Source organism: Jannaschia donghaensis, from assembly GCF_001403795.1.
GTDB classification, from domain to species: Bacteria; Pseudomonadota; Alphaproteobacteria; order Rhodobacterales; family Rhodobacteraceae; genus Jannaschia; species Jannaschia donghaensis.
On the sequence record NZ_CXSU01000012.1, the window covers coordinates 1,456,263 to 1,472,522 of the forward strand.

General features: G+C 63.2%; 16 protein-coding genes and 1 pseudogene. 10 read left to right on the forward strand and 7 right to left on the reverse strand.

What is annotated here, in order from left to right:
- Positions 1–41: 41 nt before the first annotated feature.
- The 7 genes from JDO7802_RS16445 (at position 42) to JDO7802_RS16475 (ending at position 5,239) form a co-directional block, all read left to right on the forward strand.
- Complete coding sequence (locus JDO7802_RS16445) at positions 42–929, forward strand: ABC transporter permease (RefSeq protein WP_055087000.1); 888 nt, start codon at positions 42–44, stop codon at positions 927–929.
- Positions 929–1,753, forward strand: coding sequence for an ABC transporter permease (locus tag JDO7802_RS16450; RefSeq protein ID WP_055087001.1), 825 nt, complete (start codon positions 929–931; stop codon positions 1,751–1,753). Before JDO7802_RS16445 ends, JDO7802_RS16450 begins: the two co-directional genes overlap by 1 nt.
- A 7-nt stretch (positions 1,754–1,760) precedes the next feature.
- Complete coding sequence (locus tag JDO7802_RS16455) at positions 1,761–2,414, forward strand: aspartate/glutamate racemase family protein (RefSeq protein ID WP_275934870.1); 654 nt, start codon at positions 1,761–1,763, stop codon at positions 2,412–2,414.
- 298 nt (positions 2,415–2,712) lie between these two features.
- Positions 2,713–3,111 (forward strand): ferric reductase-like transmembrane domain-containing protein, encoded by a 399-nt coding sequence (locus JDO7802_RS16460; RefSeq protein ID WP_144430647.1) that lies wholly within the window; start codon positions 2,713–2,715, stop codon positions 3,109–3,111.
- Positions 3,112–3,379: 268 nt separating this feature from the next.
- Positions 3,380–3,772 (forward strand): NAD(P)H-binding protein, encoded by a 393-nt coding sequence (locus JDO7802_RS18625; protein WP_245624215.1) that lies wholly within the window; start codon positions 3,380–3,382, stop codon positions 3,770–3,772.
- Between the two features lie 49 nt (positions 3,773–3,821).
- The gene (locus tag JDO7802_RS16470; RefSeq protein WP_055087005.1) at positions 3,822–4,295 is read left to right on the forward strand and encodes a DUF427 domain-containing protein; all 474 of its coding nucleotides are present in this window, start codon (positions 3,822–3,824) and stop codon (positions 4,293–4,295) included.
- Positions 4,296–4,318: 23 nt separating this feature from the next.
- Positions 4,319–5,239, forward strand: a complete 921-nt coding sequence (locus JDO7802_RS16475) for an NAD(P)/FAD-dependent oxidoreductase (RefSeq protein ID WP_275934871.1) — start codon at positions 4,319–4,321, stop codon at positions 5,237–5,239.
- Positions 5,240–5,253: 14 nt separating this feature from the next.
- Here the strand turns inward: JDO7802_RS16475 and JDO7802_RS16480 are convergent, their stop codons facing one another.
- The 7 genes and pseudogenes from JDO7802_RS16480 to JDO7802_RS16515 all read right to left on the reverse strand — a co-directional run bounded on the left by JDO7802_RS16480 (position 5,254) and on the right by JDO7802_RS16515 (position 10,829).
- Complete coding sequence (locus JDO7802_RS16480; RefSeq protein WP_055087006.1) at positions 5,254–6,693, reverse strand: alpha/beta fold hydrolase; 1,440 nt, start codon at positions 6,691–6,693, stop codon at positions 5,254–5,256.
- Positions 6,694–6,833: 140 nt separating this feature from the next.
- Positions 6,834–7,300 (reverse strand): annotated as a pseudogene (locus tag JDO7802_RS17760) (transposase).
- A gap of 81 nt (positions 7,301–7,381) precedes the next feature.
- Positions 7,382–8,023 (reverse strand): hypothetical protein, encoded by a 642-nt coding sequence (locus JDO7802_RS16495; protein ID WP_055087008.1) that lies wholly within the window; start codon positions 8,021–8,023, stop codon positions 7,382–7,384.
- Between the two features lie 13 nt (positions 8,024–8,036).
- Positions 8,037–8,660 carry a HupE/UreJ family protein gene (locus JDO7802_RS16500; RefSeq protein WP_245624216.1) on the reverse strand — a complete coding sequence of 208 codons (624 nt, stop codon included), beginning with the start codon at positions 8,658–8,660 and terminating at the stop codon, positions 8,037–8,039.
- Between the two features lie 34 nt (positions 8,661–8,694).
- Positions 8,695–9,192 (reverse strand): DUF6644 family protein, encoded by a 498-nt coding sequence (locus tag JDO7802_RS16505; RefSeq protein WP_055087010.1) that lies wholly within the window; start codon positions 9,190–9,192, stop codon positions 8,695–8,697.
- Between the two features lie 11 nt (positions 9,193–9,203).
- On the reverse strand, positions 9,204–9,662 hold the full coding sequence (locus tag JDO7802_RS16510; protein WP_055087011.1) for a hypothetical protein: 459 nt from the start codon (positions 9,660–9,662) through the stop codon (positions 9,204–9,206).
- A 60-nt stretch (positions 9,663–9,722) separates the two neighbouring features.
- Positions 9,723–10,829: a DUF6152 family protein gene (locus JDO7802_RS16515; protein WP_055087012.1), complete on the reverse strand. Its 1,107-nt coding sequence runs from the start codon at positions 10,827–10,829 to the stop codon at positions 9,723–9,725.
- 335 nt (positions 10,830–11,164) lie between these two features.
- On the opposite strand from JDO7802_RS16515, the gene JDO7802_RS16520 reads away from it, so the two are divergent.
- The 3 genes from JDO7802_RS16520 to JDO7802_RS16530 all read left to right on the forward strand — a co-directional run bounded on the left by JDO7802_RS16520 (position 11,165) and on the right by JDO7802_RS16530 (position 16,210).
- Positions 11,165–12,223: a hypothetical protein gene (locus JDO7802_RS16520; protein WP_144430649.1), complete on the forward strand. Its 1,059-nt coding sequence runs from the start codon at positions 11,165–11,167 to the stop codon at positions 12,221–12,223.
- Between the two features lie 269 nt (positions 12,224–12,492).
- Complete coding sequence (locus tag JDO7802_RS16525; RefSeq protein WP_187298165.1) at positions 12,493–13,815, forward strand: hypothetical protein; 1,323 nt, start codon at positions 12,493–12,495, stop codon at positions 13,813–13,815.
- 511 nt (positions 13,816–14,326) lie between these two features.
- Complete coding sequence (locus JDO7802_RS16530; protein ID WP_245624217.1) at positions 14,327–16,210, forward strand: ABC transporter ATP-binding protein; 1,884 nt, start codon at positions 14,327–14,329, stop codon at positions 16,208–16,210.
- Positions 16,211–16,260: the final 50 nt, after the last annotated feature.

Sequence of the window (16,260 nt, forward strand, 5' to 3'; positions counted from 1 at the left end):
TTAGCGCCGGGGCACATCCTCCGTTCCGCCTCGAGGTTCATATGACCGACCACGCACGCATCAGCGCGCCGCGCCGTAGCCTTGGGCCGAACGTCGCCGGCTGGCTGCTGGTATCGCCCCTGGCGCTGGTATTATCCGCGTTCCTCGTATTGCCGGTAATCATGATCGTGGTCGTCAGCTTTTGGGGCACGACGGAGTTTTCGATCTATCCTGCGTTCCAGTTCGACAACTACGCCTTCCTATTCGGATCGGAGGTCACTTACCGCGTCTTCCTCAACACCTTCAAATACGCCGTGATCACTTGGGCCCTTACCCTGGGGATCGGCTTCACGGTGGCCTACTTCCTCGCCTTTCATGTCCGCACCCAGACCTGGCAGATCGCGCTGTTCCTTTTGTGCACGATCCCGTTCCTGACCTCGAACATCATCCGCATGATCTCGTGGATCCCGTTTCTGGGGCGCGAAGGCATCGCCAATTCGGCGCTGCTGTCCTGGGGGATGATCGACGCGCCGCTCGATTGGCTGCTGTTCAGCGACTTTTCGGTGATCCTCGCCTTCGTACATCTCTACACGCTCTTCATGGTGGTCCCGATTTTCAACACCATGATGCGCATCGACCGCAGTCTTATCGAGGCGGCCAACGATGCGGGTGCCAGCGGTTGGCAAACGCTGGCCTTCGTCATCGTGCCGCTGACCAAGCCCGGTATCATGATCGGCACGATCTTCGTCGTCACGTTGGTTATGGGCGACTTCATTACCGTGCGCTTCATGTCGGGCTCGCAATCGGCAAATGTCGGGCGCCTCATCTCGAACGACATCGCGCTGCTGCAATACCCCTCGGCATCGGCAACGGCAGTGGTGCTGCTGGTCGTGGTCTTGGTGGTGATCGGCACGCTGCTGCGCTTCGTCGATATCCGGAGGGAGCTGTAATGGGACCGCGCCCGCGCTCCTTCTACGTGTTGGCCGCGGTCTTCACCCTCTTCGTCGTGTTCCTTTACGGTCCCACCGTAACGATCGCGATCCTGTCGTTCCAAGGTCCGCAGGGGGGCCTTACCTTTCCGATGCGCGGCACGTCGCTGCACTGGTTCCGCGACCTGTTCGAACAGCAGGCCGTGGGCGACATCTGGGGGGCGTTTCGCCGGTCGCTGATCCTCGGGCTGATGGTTATGATCGTGACGGTCGTCGTATCGGTCATGGGCGGTTTGGCGTTTCGCAAGCGGTTCCATGGGTCCGGTGCTCTCTTCTATCTGATGATCGCCGCGCTCGTAATTCCGTCGATCCTGGTCTCGCTCGGCGTGGGCCTTCTTTTTGGACGCGCGGGCCTGCCGGTCCACTGGGCCACCAGCGGCTTCGGCGCGCAGCTGACTTGGACACTGCCTTTCGGCCTCTTGATCATGTTCGCCGTCTTCAACCGCTTCGACCCGGCGTTCGAGGAGGCCGCGCGCGATCTGGGCGCGTCCCCCTGGCAGACGGTCCGGCATGTGGTTCTGCCGATCATCGCGCCGTCGCTGATCGGCGTCGCGCTCTTCGGCTTCACCCTCAGTTATGACGAATTCGCGCGCACGCTGCTGACGGCGGGCAGCTATAACACTCTTCCGCTGGAGGTGTACGGCATGACCACCAACGTCACTTCGCCGGTGATCTTCGCGCTCGGCACGCTGACGACTGTGTTCTCGTTCGCGGTGATCGGCGTGTTCCTCGGCGGGGCGCTGGCGATGGACCGCCGGCGCAAGACCCGTGCGGGCGGGCGCTAGGGCCGTGGTGATTGCGATCCTGAACCCCAACAGCACTGCGTCGATGACCCGCGCCATGCTCGCCGCCGCTCGCGCCGCCGCACCCGATCTGGCCTTCGAGGGATGGACCTCCGAAGAGGGCCCCCCAGCCATTCAGGGGCCTGCAGATGGCAAAGCCGCCGCCGGTCCTTTGATCGCGTTGGCCAAGCGCGCGGCCGACGGGGGCGCGCAAGGGATCATCATCGGCTGTTTCGACGACACCGCCCTGCAAGCTGTTGTCGCCGCTGTTCCCTGCCCCGTCATCGGCATCGGTCAGGCCGCCTTCACCAACGCAGCATTGCGCCAATGGCGCTTCAGCGTAGTGACGACCCTGCCCGTCGCGGTGCCGGTGATCGAGGCCAACATCGCTCGCTACGGCTTTGCGGCGCATCTAGGACGGGTGCGGGCAGCAGACGTGCCGGTCCTCGCGCTGGACCACGATCCGGGGGCGGCCTGCGCGCCCATCCTGGCCCAGGCCCGTGCGGCCCTCGCAGATGAGGCCCCGCACGCCATCGTGCTCGGCTGCGCGGGCATGGTCGCGCTCACGGCGCGGATGCGCGCTGCTCTGCCCGTACCGGTGATCGACCCGGTCGAGGCTGCCGCGACCTGCATGCGTTGGCTGGTACCGGATGCGGCAAGCTGACTCGCCGAGATGGCCGGGGGTCGGTAAGCTACCGTTTGGATGGTCATGACGACGTGGCGATGATGGAAATGGCTGCATTGAACGGACGGTTCTAATGAGACAAGCGATTGCATCCCGCCCACCCAATAGTGCCAGTGAAGTGCGGCCTTGCAGACCGCTTGGGACCGTTCCGACCGAGTGTTCCCACGTACCAGCGGCGGAACCGTCCCTATTGAAATGGATATAGATCGTCACCTAGGCGTGGGTCGGATGACGTTTCGGACCGTGTGTTGGCTTAATCGGCCGGCCCTTGGGCAGCGTGCTCGACCTCGACACGCTGCGCAATCCGGGCCTGCAAGACACCGGCGTTGTCGCGATCGGTGACATGAACCTTGCAATGATCCTCGCCATCCGCGCGCGCTGGCTGGAACGCTGCCTCGACGGGCTCGACAAGTCCTACCGGCTGCACAGGTGGCTGGGGGTCACCGCCTTCGCCGTCCCGAAGATCCACTGGGCCATGGCGAACGGGCCATGCTGGCTGATCGACCTAGGGCTGCGCGAGAGGGCACCGCTAACGGTAGATCGGCGGGAGGCGCCCCCCTCGAGAGTCAAAATCGCTACGTGTATCCCGGTCGAAGCTCTGACCGTGCCCAGAAAGCTCAGCAGGACGAGTCCACCGGTTCTCTCCGCGCGAATAGGAGTCGGAATCGCCCGGTAAACAGCGCCGTCAAGTTCGGGATTATTCCGTAGGACAATGCCCCATCCGGCAGGTCGCGCGAAAAATTCGGGACCGAGATCGAACCTGCGCCGATGTCCACCACATGACCGAGATAGCGGCGACGATTGACCGGATCGTCCCGTGCGCAACGTCGAACTCGGCGTTGGTGCAATCCGCGCCCGTGTCAAAGCGTATCGTCGAGATGTAGGAGCATTCAGGTGCACCGATCCCCATCACGGCGGCAACCTTCGGCATTGACACGCGCGCTTTGGAGAACGCTGTTCGTCGGGGGCTTGCCGTGTGGGCGTTTTCACACAGTGCGCATAGACTTGAGAAAACCGATCTTGTTGAACCTGTCGACAGGGATGCTCGTTCACTAGACGACATAACGGCAACCCTCACCGGCACCCGTGCCATTTTTTACGCCTTGGGCATCAAGGACCGGCAGGAGGCGCTGATCATGGACAGTGATCTCGACTGGACGACCGCGCGGCCGATCATCCTCACCAACAGCCAGAAATCGCGGAGGTCCACGGTCCTGCGGGAGCCTTCATATTGGCGCAACGGCCTTGTCTCCCGACGCGATGTCGCGTGTTATCTTGTCAACGCCGTCGAGGATGGGCTCGACATTCGAACAGACGTTGTCCTCACTCGGTCCTGATCGCTATCGATCCTGCCATGACCGTCCGTCAAGGAGCCCGTGCCGACCCATGCCTGACCTCGCCCCGGAAAATGTTCAGGATTATCCACGCCCGCCCGCGCTCGAGCCTGTGCGCCAACAGCTGCGCATCGTGCTGAACGGTAAGATCGCCGCTGAAACAACGCGCGCATTTCGCGTCCTCGAAACACATCACGCGCCCACATATTATATTCCGCCCGAAGACGTGACGGCGGCGCTGACGCCCCTGCCCGGCACGACGTTTTGCGAGTGGAAGGGACGGGCCGCGTATTTCGATGTCCAGATTGACGGCAAAATGGCCCCTCGGGCGGCTTGGAGCTATGCCGCGCCAACGCGCGACTTCACGGCGCTGGCGGGGTATCTGTCTTTCTACGCCAGCGCGATGGACGCCTGTTTTGTCGGAGAGGACCGGGTGATCGCGCAGCCCGGTGACTTTTACGGCGGCTGGGTGACAGCGAACCTGCAAGGCCGGATCAAGGGCGCGCCGGGAACAGAGCATTGGTAGAGGTGGTGCCGAAGGTCGCAGTCGTGGGTGCCGGGATGTCGGGCCTGACCTGTGCGCGGGAGTTGATGCAGCATGGCGTGGACGTGACGGTTTTCGACAAGGGGCGTGGTCTGGGCGGCCGGATGGCAACACGACGCGCCGATGGCGGTTTTCAATTCGATCACGGTGCTCAGTATCTCACCCCGCGCAGCGCCGCTTTCACCGCGATGCTCGAGGATGCGGAGGCCGCTGGTGCCGTGGCGCGCTGGCAACGCGAAGGCAAACAGCCGGCATATGTCGGGGTCCCCGGGATGACGGGGCTCGCGAAGTATCTGGCGCACGACCTTGAGATCCGAAAGCAGACGCGCATTGACCGTGTCGTGTGCGCCAATAACCGCTGGCAACTGACTTGGGACACCGGCACCGAGATGTTCGATCGCGTAGTCATCACGACCCCTGCCCCCCAGATTGGTGCGCTTCTGTCCGATGAGGATCCTTTCAGCGGCGCATTGGCCACAGTGACGATGGATCCTTGTCTGACACTCATGGTCGGCCTTTCCGCGGATGTGGACCTGCCTTTCGTTTCCCGCCGCACCCCCGATCAGGATATCTCTTGGATCGTGTGCGATAGCGCGAAACCGGGCCGACCGGACGCAACCTGCATCGTGGCCCAGGCCAGCCGAGACTGGAGCATACGCCACCTAGAACTGGACCGGGATGTGTTTGCAAAACGGATGCTTGCGCTGCTGTCCGACGCCATCGGTGGCGACCCGATCGCGAACCCGGCTTACCTGTCCGGACACCGCTGGCGCTATGCCTTCGTGTCCCAACCGCTTGCACAGCCGTACTTGGCAAGCGCGGATCGGACCCTGTTCGCCGGTGGCGACTGGTGTCTCGGCGCGCGGGCCGAGGATGCGTGGACGAGTGGGCAGGCCATCGCGGACGCAATCGCTGAGGGCATATAACGATTTATCGGCCGCTACGCCTGAAACAACGGCGTCGACGCGGCAATGGCCCAGGCAAGGATCACCCCCGCCCCGAGGCCCGCGCCGATCGGCCCGCTCCTTTGCGCCAGCCACATGGCCATCGTGCCGTAGACAAGCCAGTAAAGCACCAGCACCGGAAGCACCGTGAAGACGAGGCCAAGCGCCGTCGGAGCGACGATCATGGCCAAGGTGAACGCGACCAGAAACGGCACGCGCAAAGCGATCCGAGCACCAAGGCCACGGCCCTGCACGAGGATGCGGTCTGCCAGCCCGAAGAGCAGCGTCGACGGAAGCAGGATAAGCGCGAGAGACAGCCGCGGCCCCATCGGCAGGAAGGCTGCGCCGTAACGATCCAGCGCAAGGGCGAATGCGCCCAGCCCCCAGACCACCAGCAGCAGGCCCGCGAAAAGATCGAGACCTGAAAACCGTGGAACAACGCGCAGGATCATCAGAACCAGAATGCCCCAGACCCCGAACGCGAGACCAAGTGCGCCGAACCCGGCCACCCCGAGCACCGGCAAGCCCGTCGTTGCAATGCCCCCTGCCCCGATAGCCGCCACGGATGCGGCCAATGCGGCGCGTCCGATCCCGGGCTGGTGCGGCAGATCGGTCGCCGGCAACAGCCGGACGAGCGGCTGGAACAGGATCAGGATCGAGAGCAGCAGCGCGGCGATCCATTTTCCAATCGCCACCGGGGCCGCACGATCGCCCAGCCAGCGCGCCGTTTCCGACAGGGTCAAGGGTGACCACAAAACACCCACGTGCCCGACCATAGGGGCACTGACAGCACGCCGCGCGACGGTTGCATTTGTGACGGTTTCGCCTTCCTGCGCGGGGCCGACCTGCCCCACCGCCGCAAGCGACACCTCGCGCAACCGGCCCTCGAAAGCGCCTGAGACGACGAGCAGACGTTCGGGATGCGTCGGCGTGATCGCATCCGAGTACATCGAAATCGCCACAACATCCTTGGTTTCTGGCAGACGCGCCGCCGCCCGCACGATCACATCCGTTGCCATCGAATGACCGACATAGGACACACGCGTCAGCCCGGTACGAAGCTGCGCCGCTTCGACGACGCCGAGTGTCTGCCTGACGAGGTCCTCGGTCGTACCGGTGAGCGTTTCTATGGCGGGCGACAGCGCCGCGGAATGACGCCCGTGACCGATATAGTCGAATGCAACGGCGGTATGACCCGCTTGAGCCAGAGTTAAAGAAATCGCCTCCATCATCTGCCGGGACCCGCCGAACCCATGGGATACGACGACAAGCGCGCCCTTCGAACCTTCGGTCGAATAGAACGTCGCCGGCGTTTGTCCCAATACGACATCCTCTATCTCTATCGACCATCGGGCGCTTTCGAGCCGGTAGATGGACCACAGGGCGAGCGTGAGGGCGAGTATCGTGATCACGAAGGAGAGGCTTGCGCGTTTCATGGGGATCAAGATGGAGTGGCGACCAGAGGTGGCGACTTTTTTCGAAGTATGGACGCTAGATGGCAAGATTATTTGGTGTTCTTCTGCTCGTTGCGGCTTTCCGTAAGATTATTTTGGAGTGGCAGAGCTAGGCTCAAGCCTCATAACCAGAAGAGCACGGTTGCGGAGAGTGCGATGGTCGAGAGGAACACGGCTGGAGACCTGTCGTAGCGCGTCGCCCCGCGCCTCCAGTCTTTCAGGCGCCCGTACATGATCTCGATCCCGTTGCGTTTTCTATAGCGGCGTTTGTCCATCGCCCGGCAGGGCATCACGCAGTGATGTCCCGAGAGGGGATGGAGATCGTCTTGTTGTCGGATGCCCGGGCGGCGAGCCCAGTCATGATCCGCGCAAACACCCCCGTGTCGCTCCACCGCTTCCAGCGGTTGTACAGCGTCTTCTGCGGACCGTACGCCCGTGGTGCATCGCGCCCGCGCAAACCATTGCAGTTGACGAAGACAATCCCGCTCAGGACGCGCCGGTCATCAACGCGTGGCACCCCAAGGCTGTTGGGAAAATACGGTCGAAGCCGCTCCGTCTGACCTTCGCTCAGCCAGTACAAATCGCTCATGTCGTGCCCCCGAAGTCCGGGAGATTGAATCAGGCAACCTTGGAAGCCCCAACCAAATCAATGGGTCCTGAGCCGGATGATTCAAAAGTCTTCGTTCAAGATCACGTTGTCCTGCACGGCGCGATACATCTCCTTGTGTTCTTCCCAGTAGCCGCTGACCTTCAGACGAACAGTGATCGGCCCTTCCTCGATATTCATGAAGTAAAACCCGTGATATCCGGGAAATGGGGCGGTGAATGAACCGTGCTGGGCTAGGCCTTCGCCCCGTGAATAGGCCATTTCAAAACCCTCGGGGTAGTTGGCGGCATCTTCGCTCGATGGATGTCCGTGAAAGTCGTAATAGACGCCGTCACCGACCGCATTCAGAACCTCCCAAGAATACACCAGTGTGGTGTCTGCGGGCAGGACAAACTTGTACTCGACCTCGCCGAAATCCTCGATCTCGATGTCAATCACCTTGGAGCGGAAGGGCGCGTCTTCCAGGTGGATCAGCCCCTGGACGGAAGTGTTGATCAGGTCGGCCGTCGGGTCGTAGTCACCGATGTTGAACTCCAGAGCTCCCTCGAACGGGGCCCCCTCGGGGGTATCCTGCGCGAGGGCCGTCAGGCCCAGCTTCGACCCGAGGCCGGTCGGGTCGATCCCGTATTCCGCGGGCAGGACGGCACCGATCAGCAGCGCACCGCCGACCATGGCCCCCATGATGAGTTTGCGTATCTGCGTCATGGCAGCCCCTCCTTCATGTGGTGAAAAATCCGGCCGCCTGCACTGCGAACAGGACAAGTCCGGCCGTGAACAGGATGACGTTCGCGTTCGTCGCGATCTGGGTGAAATCGGGCCGCTGCCGTAGCCACGACAGGCCGCCGAACAGTACCGTCAGGGCAAGCACTTGCCCGATCTCGACGCCCGCGTTGAAGGCCAGCATGTTGCCGATCAGACCATCGGGCGACAGCGACAGGTCCTGCAACTTGCTCGACAGGCCAAGCCCGTGGACAAGGCCGAAACCGAAGACCGCGGCCTTTGGATCGATCCCGCGAATGATCCGAAGGTTCTCCAGCGCCTTGTAGCAGACTGACAGGCCGATGATCGCATCGACCGCGTAGGTGTTCACCTGAAATCCCGACAGCACCCCAATGAGCAGTGTGACCGAATGGCCCAGGGCGAACAGGCTGACGAAGGTGACGACGTCGCGCAGCCGTCCCAGGAAGAAGATCACCCCGGCCAAGTAGAGCAGATGGTCGTAGCCCGTGACCATGTGCTTCGCTCCGAGATAGAGGTAGGGTCCGATGTGCAGGCCCGACGCCCCGGTCAGGAACCCCCGGTCCCCGGCCCCGACGCCATGGGCCGCGGCGCCGACGGCCAACGCCGGGACCAGCCCGCAGACCAAGATTGCGGATCTACAGGTCTTCGACATAGGGAATGAACCGCCCGAGGACGATGACGCTGCACCAGAACGCGAGGGACAGAACCGCGACCGTCCGCGCCCCGCCCGCAAGGTCGGCGGAATCGACACCCGCCGCCATCTGCGGCTTGATCCGTCGCACGAAGTAGGCCGTGTTCAGACCGGCCAGCGCGATCATCCCCATTTTTGCCCAGAACGCGACGTTGACGAGGTATCGGTCCGAGTCCCCCACGAGGAAGAGAAGCCCCGTGACCAGATTTATCGCGAAGCCGATCGGGGCGAAGCGGACGAAGAGATCGACCCGTTGCATCGGTACTCTTCGCGCCACCCCGACCATCCGCAAGTCGACCACCAGGAGCGCTCCGAACAGCAGGCTCAGGCCGATGAAATGTGCCATCTCCAGCATCGGGAAGACGTAACGGTTGTCCATCACCAGCCCGTTCAGGGCCGATCCGTTCAGGGTGGCGATCACCCAGTTGAGCAGCGTTTCCATCGTTGCGACCCCTAGGACATGTAGCCGATCAGGCGGCCCGAGATGATTGCGGCGATCCAGGTGGCCATCGCCAGCCCGGCCAGGCTGCGGTGGACCGGCGACACCTCGTCCATCCGCGCGATGCAGATGCGGACGAGGTACCACGTCAGCAACAGGCCGACCGCGACCAGCGCGAGCTTGATGCGGAAGGCCCAGTTGAAGAACAGCATCGACGCCCCGCCCAAGAAGAGGGCCGCACCCGACAACAAGTTCAGGAGGAAACCGCCAAGCGCCACGCGCCAGTAGGGTGCCATCGCCGTGACCGGGATCGCGGGCGCAAAACCCAACACCCGGATCGTCAGCATCAGCGCGATGCCGACCATCGTGGCCATCCCGATCGCGTGGAGCGACAGCACGATGGGATACCCCCAGAGGGTGCCGGACACCGTTGTCCCGATAAAGGAATCTTCCAGCCAGAAGAGGGTTTCCATGTCGCGCGCCTCCGCCGTTCCATTGTCGCCGCATAACCGCCACGCGGGCACCCAAGCGGGCTACTCCGTCCGCTCGTTCGTGAGGTCTTCGCAGTCGTAGGGCCGGTAGGCGTCCGTCGTCAGTACGACCTCGTCCACCCCTTCGATCGGTGCCTCGAGGTAGAGCGGATCGATGAAAGCATAGTCACGGGTCAGCACTGTGCCGTCGTCGCTCAGCGTGAAGCGTTCGGTGACGGTCAGCTCGGTGCTGTTCTTGACCGGCTGCGGACCGCGGCCACCTTCGGGGCGTTCGGGGTGTTCCGGTCTCTCGGCCGCCTCCGCACTGTTCGGCAGGACGCCCGCACGCCCCCCGATGGGTGCCATGATCCAACCTTCATCGAATCCGGTCGTCGTCACGACCAGCGCGTCGCTGTCCCAATTGCCCACCGAATACCCCGCGCGGCTGGGCTCAATCGCGTCCGGTGTGTCACCGTCCAGGTGAATCGTACGCACCAGATCCATGAACCCATAGGTCAACGTGATCTCCGTCTCCGTCTGCTCGACGGCGTTCACCATGCCGTTGAACACCCAATCCATGACGATGTTCGTGGGCTGACAGTTGAAGCGCGGGTTTTGCTCCGGGCTCGCATCCGCGATTGCCGCCTCACCCGCGTCGGTGAGTGTCACACTGGGCCGCCCTCCGCCGCGTTCCCGGGGGTTTGCCACCGCCCAGTTGCCGTCGATGTTGGGCGTCCCATCCGCGCGGACGACCTCCCGTTCCGCGACGTCGAGCGTGCCGTCCTCACCGAATGTACTCTCGCGATTGGCCGTCACACCATTGGCGAACGTTATCTCGTTCATGTGACAAGTCGTCGGATCGTCACGGTCGGGCGAGCCCTCGATGGTAATCTCGCTCCCAATCTCGAACATCTCCTCGGTCCAGCCGCTGCGCCGTAACAGCGACCCTGACGTCAATTCGCAGCGCATGTTCGTCATGTCGCCGCCCTCGTCGGCGACGTCGAAATAGACGTAGGCGTGGGGATTCACGAGGCTGATACGCGTGATCGTTCCGGTGACTTCGTAACTTTGGCTCATATCGAACTGACCGCTGACGCCGTGGTGGGCCAGTACGGTGAGTGGAAAGACAGATAGGGTCGCGGTCAGCCCAAGGGTTTGCAAACTCGGCATGGTTTCAGGTCCTCATCTGGAGTTGGCAGCCGTTTGGCCGCTGCATTCACAGGTATTTCACGGATGAGGAGGCGTATTCCGTCGCTGGACAGGCGACGACGGGCGTACATCGCGGGCGGAATATCGCCCCCGTTTGAAGTCACATGCGCTAGTTGGGCGGGAATTCCATGACGACCTCCCGCCAGAGGAGTTCGTTTGCGCTGACGCCAAAAACGTAGGGTTGTGGCCGCTGAACGTCCCAAAGTTGATCTTGATTTACGGGCTGCCCATTGCCTGTTGTGCGGACCCTGGCGGCCATTGCCCGCGGGCACCCAAAGGTCTGCGCATCTTCAGAAATGATTTCCACGATTAGTAAGCCCCTCGCGAAAAAGCAGCTAGAAAAACGGATCAAGTCTCAGAGAGCGAAATGCGCTGATCCATCGACCGGATACAGAGATGAAGCGTCTTCCGATGTCATTATGGACCTGCGTAGGTGGTTGTGCTTTTCTTTACCTAACGGCAAGGAAGGACACATAATGAGAGGTCTGACGATCGCGACGATGGTCTGCTTGTGGGCCAGCGCAACCTTGGCCGATTGGCAGCTTGCTCCGCAGGGGGGTTGGATTTCGGACCGCCCGACGGCCCGAGGCTCTGCCGAGAACGACGCCTTCGTTCTATCGCTCACCTGTCGCGAAGGCGCTCCATTTCTCTTTACGCTCGGCTACCCGGCGCGGGCCGGGGAAACCCGCGAGGAAGCCTTCGTGGTCGAAGTCGACGGCCGTAGCTTCGAACCGTTCGGAGAGCATTACCCCCCTGACGGTCTCTGGACGGCGACCCCAAGTGCCGACCTGATCGCGGCGCTGAAGGCGGGCAACGTCGCCCGGGTGGCACCACCGGATCAGCAGCCCCAGATTATTCGGCTCCGCGGATCATCTCGGGCCATTGAAGGTGCCTTGGCGGATTGCGCGCTGGTGTCGGCGAGCGATGTGCCCTCCGCGGCCGATCAAGATGCGCCCGGCGAGGTGCCATATGGCACGACCGTTCAGTTCGGCCAGCTGATCGCTTCGACGTGCGGCGGTGGGTATAGTCTCGCGGTAGGGGCCGAGGAAACCGCCGATCTTGACGGAGACGGGCGGGAGGATGTCGTGCTCGACTGGGCCGGTGTCACGTGCGACGACCGTACAAAGGGACGCGGTGCGGGTTTTTGCGGCGCAGCTCTCTGTCGGATCGATGTGCTGCTGACCGGCCCCGGCACGCATCAGCAGATGATGGGTCTCAAACCTCGGTTCGTCAGGCGGATCTTCGATAAGGTCGCATTGCGAACCACCACGACGGGGGCCACCTGCGGAGGCCCGACACAGATCTGCGAGGTCGACTGGCGGTTCGATGGCCGGAAGCTGGAGGCAACGCGATGAGGTCTGCTCTGGTCGCCGTCGCGCTCTGTGTCGCTAGTCCGATTCAGGGGCAGGAACAGGTTGAGCTTCTGGTCCATGGGGCCATGATCGAGAGTCCGGAGGGGACGCCGTTGGCGACCGCCACATGGGTCGGAGATGTCCCGGAGGCAGGTTTCTTTCTCACATCGAATGCGGTGCTGAGCGCAGATGAGCCGTGTTTGCGGTATTGGGCCGACGGCCCCTGCAGCCCACTTAGACCCGGCAGCAAGGCTGCATCGGCACTTGAGGGGATGGCGTGGATATCGGTCGCGGCGCTTGAAACGGAAAGTCAGGCCAAGTTCGATGCCAATCCGATAACCGCCATGCCCATGGTCGGATCTTTCGACCCGGCGACCGATCCCCCGGTGGCGGTCTTCGTCACGCAGAACTCCTTCGAGGGGTGGGAGGTGCCGGTCTCGCCCGTACCTATCTCCGGCGGCGCGGGTGACCTGTTGACGCTCAGGAACCCTGCTCTCAGCGGGTTCACTCTGGGCGCACCGGTCGCCACGGTCGAGAAAGGCCTGATCGGCGTCGTCGTCCGGGCAGCGGACGGTGCGGCGCAGGTGGCCGGACTCTCCACCGTGGTGGATGCAGCCGTATCGGAAGGCATTCCAGTCTTGAGCACGATGCAGTCCCTGAGTGTTGAAGACGGGGGCTTGCCCCCGCGTATCGAGAGCGAGATGGGGCGCGTCGTCGTCTTTGCCGACTGGGGAAGCCTCGGCTGGATCGGCGGTTACTACGGCCCCTCGATGGGAGGTGGCTTTGACGAGACGTTTGTGGCGACGATCGAGTTTTCGACATGGAACATCGCGTCCGACGGTCAGGCGACATTCTATGCCGGGAGTGACAAAACCCTGCCGCTGATCCCGGCAGGTCAATCGCTTGCGGCGACGCGTGGCGGGCCGACGTCCGATCACATGGCGACCTGCATCGTGCATGCGACGCCCTCCTCGGCAGGGCGACGCGCGTTGGTTGTGCAGCTCTGGCGTCTGATGCCGCATCTGGGGACGTCGCAGTCTGGGGGAAGACACTTCGAAGACGCATCGGTCGTCGTCACAGACTGGGCAGACGGAGACACCGCTTGTGCCGATGCTCTCGGGACCCTGGATGAAGCGCGGCTTGCAGTGTTGTTCGGGCAAGCCCCTCCTGCCCCGCAAGAGGCTGCCAAGGAGGCCGAGGAGGCGACGGCGATGCAAGTCGAGGCAGTTTCGAAGGTCCTGCCTTCTGAGGGGCAGGGCAACTCCGCCTCCACGGCGACTTGGCAAGAACTGCCGTTATGGGAGGCGACTGGTCTCGCGGCAGTGCAAATCCCGCTCGGCGAGCGAAGCCTGATCGTCGGATGCACGGAAAGCCGTGAGTTGGCCGTGGCACTGATCCTGGCCGAAGGTGAGGTATTATTCACGATCGCTGGCATCCCTGCGCAAGAGAGTGGGATGAACCAAGGCACGGCCTACGGATTGTTCGCCGCAGGTTCCAAGGATCGACTGATCCGTGGCGCGCTTGAGTGGGATGACGAAGGCGGCCCTCAAAAGATCGCGGGGCCGCCAGAATCGGCTCTCATCGGTGAGTGTTAGGGTACAGAGATTGGTCAGCGGCCCAACGCTTCAGCTCCTGAAAACGTCGCGGATGGCTTGATGTGGGGCGCTGATGTCTGATCGATTGTAAGTCGCCCGAACTCTTTCTCGGCGTTCTTGTATGGCATGGCGGTGGTGGGGGCGGCATTAAGGGTGCTCCGGGTTCTTGCGAGCAGGCCCTGTCTGATGACCGACGTGATATCCCCACTTGAATGGACCGTCCTCGACCCGACGCCGACGCTCCGCCCGGGCCACCAGCAGAATATAGCGATCACGGAGGTATAACCGGTCGGCTTGCCGTTCCGACCACAGGCGCGTGAAGCTCGACCGCCGAAATGCACCCGTCCCCCGAAGCCGCCGCTCTGGGGCACCGCGGCATCGGTGCTTCTGGGCTCGAAACCGACTTCGGAGGTGGCGCAGCATCTTGGCAACCGGACCGGGTTGGGGCTCAACCGGACGGCGCGAAGCAGAGATGGACGCTGTGATGCGGGAAACTTTGGGCATTAATCCTATGTTCTTCCTCATGAGTTTAGCTGACCGTATCTTTCGCCCGTTCGAGACCCTCGTCCGCCCTTTCGACCTTCCCGTCAGCCCGATGCCCGGCAGCGGGGTCTGGGCCTTGATCTGGCATTTTGCCCGGCTGTTCCGCGGCGTGCTGATCGCGGTGAGCGTGCTGTCTGTGATCTCTGCCGGGATCGGATTGACCGTTGTCTGGGCCCTCGCCTTCGTGGTCGACGGCGTGACGACGCAAGGCGCTGCGACGTTCGTGTCCTCCGAGGCATGGATGCTCGGCGCGTTGATCGTGCTCTTTGCGGTGATCGACCCGCTTGTCACCTTCGTGCGCGGGGCGTTCATGGCGCAGACGGTTCAGGTGCTGTTGCCGGCCGCGATGCGTTGGCAGTCCCACAAGGCGGTCGAGAGGCAGGACGTCGCGTTTTTCGAAGATGTCTTTGCGGGACAGGTCGCCAGCCGCATCGGTCAGGTCACCGGTGCCGTCCAGCGGTCGATGATGATCGCGATGCAGATGGTGCCCCGCGTCGTGGTGTCCTTTGGCGGGGCCGCGGCGCTTCTTGTCGCGCTGTCGCCGATGCTGGCCCTGCCGGTGGTGGTCTGGATCGCCCTGAACGTCGTGCTGGCCTGGTTCGCCGTGCCCGTCTATGCCGCGAGATCGCGCAAGGTGGCCGCCGCCACCAGCCGGGCGACGGGGGCAATGACGGACGTTTACTCCAACATCGCGATGGTCAAACTTTTCGCCGCCGAAGACAGCGAGGCCGGGGCCATCCGCAAGGTCATCGGCCAGACCATCGACACCCAGCACCGCGAAAACCGCGCCTATGTATCGACCGACGCTCTGGTGCATCTGCTCAACGTGTCGCTTGTCGTGTCGATCTTCGCGGTGGGTCTCTGGGGGCTTGTCGTTGGGTTCGTCACACTGGGCGACTTCGTTGCGGCTGCCGCGATCGCGCGCACGCTTTCGGCGTCTTCGGGGATGTTCATTGGTTTGGGGCAATCGATCAGTCGTGCGTACGGGACAATCGCCGACGCGATGCCCATCATGACCACGCCGCCCACCCTCACGGACGCGCCGGATGCGCCCGACCTGTCGGTGCCCAAGGGGGGCGTCACCTTCGACAACGTCACCTTCGGCTATGGCGACGCCGACCCGGTGGTCCGCGATCTGTCGCTGGACCTGGCCCCCGGGGAGCGGGTTGCGCTTGTGGGTCTTTCGGGCGCGGGCAAATCGACGCTCGTGTCGTTGCTGATGCGGTTACGCGACGTCGACGCCGGGCAGATCGCCGTCGACGGCCAGGACGTGCGCGGCGTGACGCAGGCGTCCCTGCGGCGTCGCATCGGCGTGGTGACGCAGGACGTCGATCTGCTGCACCGGTCGATCCGCGACAACATCCGGTACGGTCGCCCGGACGCCACGGATACCGAGGTCGAGGCCGCAGCAGAGGCAGCACAGGCGATGGAGTTCATCCGCGATTTACGCGACGACAAGGGACGCCGCGGGCTGGACGCCTACGTCGGCGACCGGGGCGTCAAACTTTCGGGCGGTCAGCGGCAGCGCGTGACGATCGCGCGCGCCCTTCTGAAGGATGCTCCGATCCTGATTTTGGACGAGGCGACAAGCGCGCTCGACAGCGAAGCCGAGGCCGCGATCCAGGTCAATCTCGATCGGCTGATGGCGGGCAAGACGACGCTGGCGATCGCCCACCGCCTGTCGACCATCGCGGCAATGGATCGCATTGTGGTGTTGGAAGACGGCCGGATCGCTGAGGTTGGCACCCACGAAGCACTGCTGGCGATGGGCGGGCTCTACGCCAGGCTCTGGCAGCGGCAATCGGGTGGCTTCCTCGCACGGGATATGCCTACTGCCGACGCAGCCGCCTGATGCCGGTGGGACACAAACCGCCCACCGCAAACGTTCACGGACGGCCACAG

Excerpts from the sequence above, each read along its gene's own strand:
- JDO7802_RS16510 (WP_055087011.1), bottom strand. The coding sequence starts at position 9,662 with ATGGAAACCCTCTTCTGGCTGGAAGATTCCTTTATCGGGACAACGGTG.
- JDO7802_RS16515 (WP_055087012.1), bottom strand. The coding sequence starts at position 10,829 with ATGCCGAGTTTGCAAACCCTTGGGCTGACCGCGACCCTATCTGTCTTT.
- JDO7802_RS16480 (WP_055087006.1), bottom strand. The coding sequence starts at position 6,693 with ATGAAACGCGCAAGCCTCTCCTTCGTGATCACGATACTCGCCCTCACG.
- JDO7802_RS16530 (WP_245624217.1), top strand. The coding sequence starts at position 14,327 with ATGTTCTTCCTCATGAGTTTAGCTGACCGTATCTTTCGCCCGTTCGAG.
- JDO7802_RS16525 (WP_187298165.1), top strand. The coding sequence starts at position 12,493 with ATGGCGTGGATATCGGTCGCGGCGCTTGAAACGGAAAGTCAGGCCAAG.
- JDO7802_RS16450 (WP_055087001.1), top strand. The coding sequence starts at position 929 with ATGGGACCGCGCCCGCGCTCCTTCTACGTGTTGGCCGCGGTCTTCACC.
- JDO7802_RS16505 (WP_055087010.1), bottom strand. The coding sequence starts at position 9,192 with ATGGAAACGCTGCTCAACTGGGTGATCGCCACCCTGAACGGATCGGCC.
- JDO7802_RS16520 (WP_144430649.1), top strand. The coding sequence starts at position 11,165 with ATGATTTCCACGATTAGTAAGCCCCTCGCGAAAAAGCAGCTAGAAAAA.
- JDO7802_RS16495 (WP_055087008.1), bottom strand. The coding sequence starts at position 8,023 with ATGACGCAGATACGCAAACTCATCATGGGGGCCATGGTCGGCGGTGCG.
- JDO7802_RS16470 (WP_055087005.1), top strand. The coding sequence starts at position 3,822 with ATGCCTGACCTCGCCCCGGAAAATGTTCAGGATTATCCACGCCCGCCC.
- JDO7802_RS16445 (WP_055087000.1), top strand. The coding sequence starts at position 42 with ATGACCGACCACGCACGCATCAGCGCGCCGCGCCGTAGCCTTGGGCCG.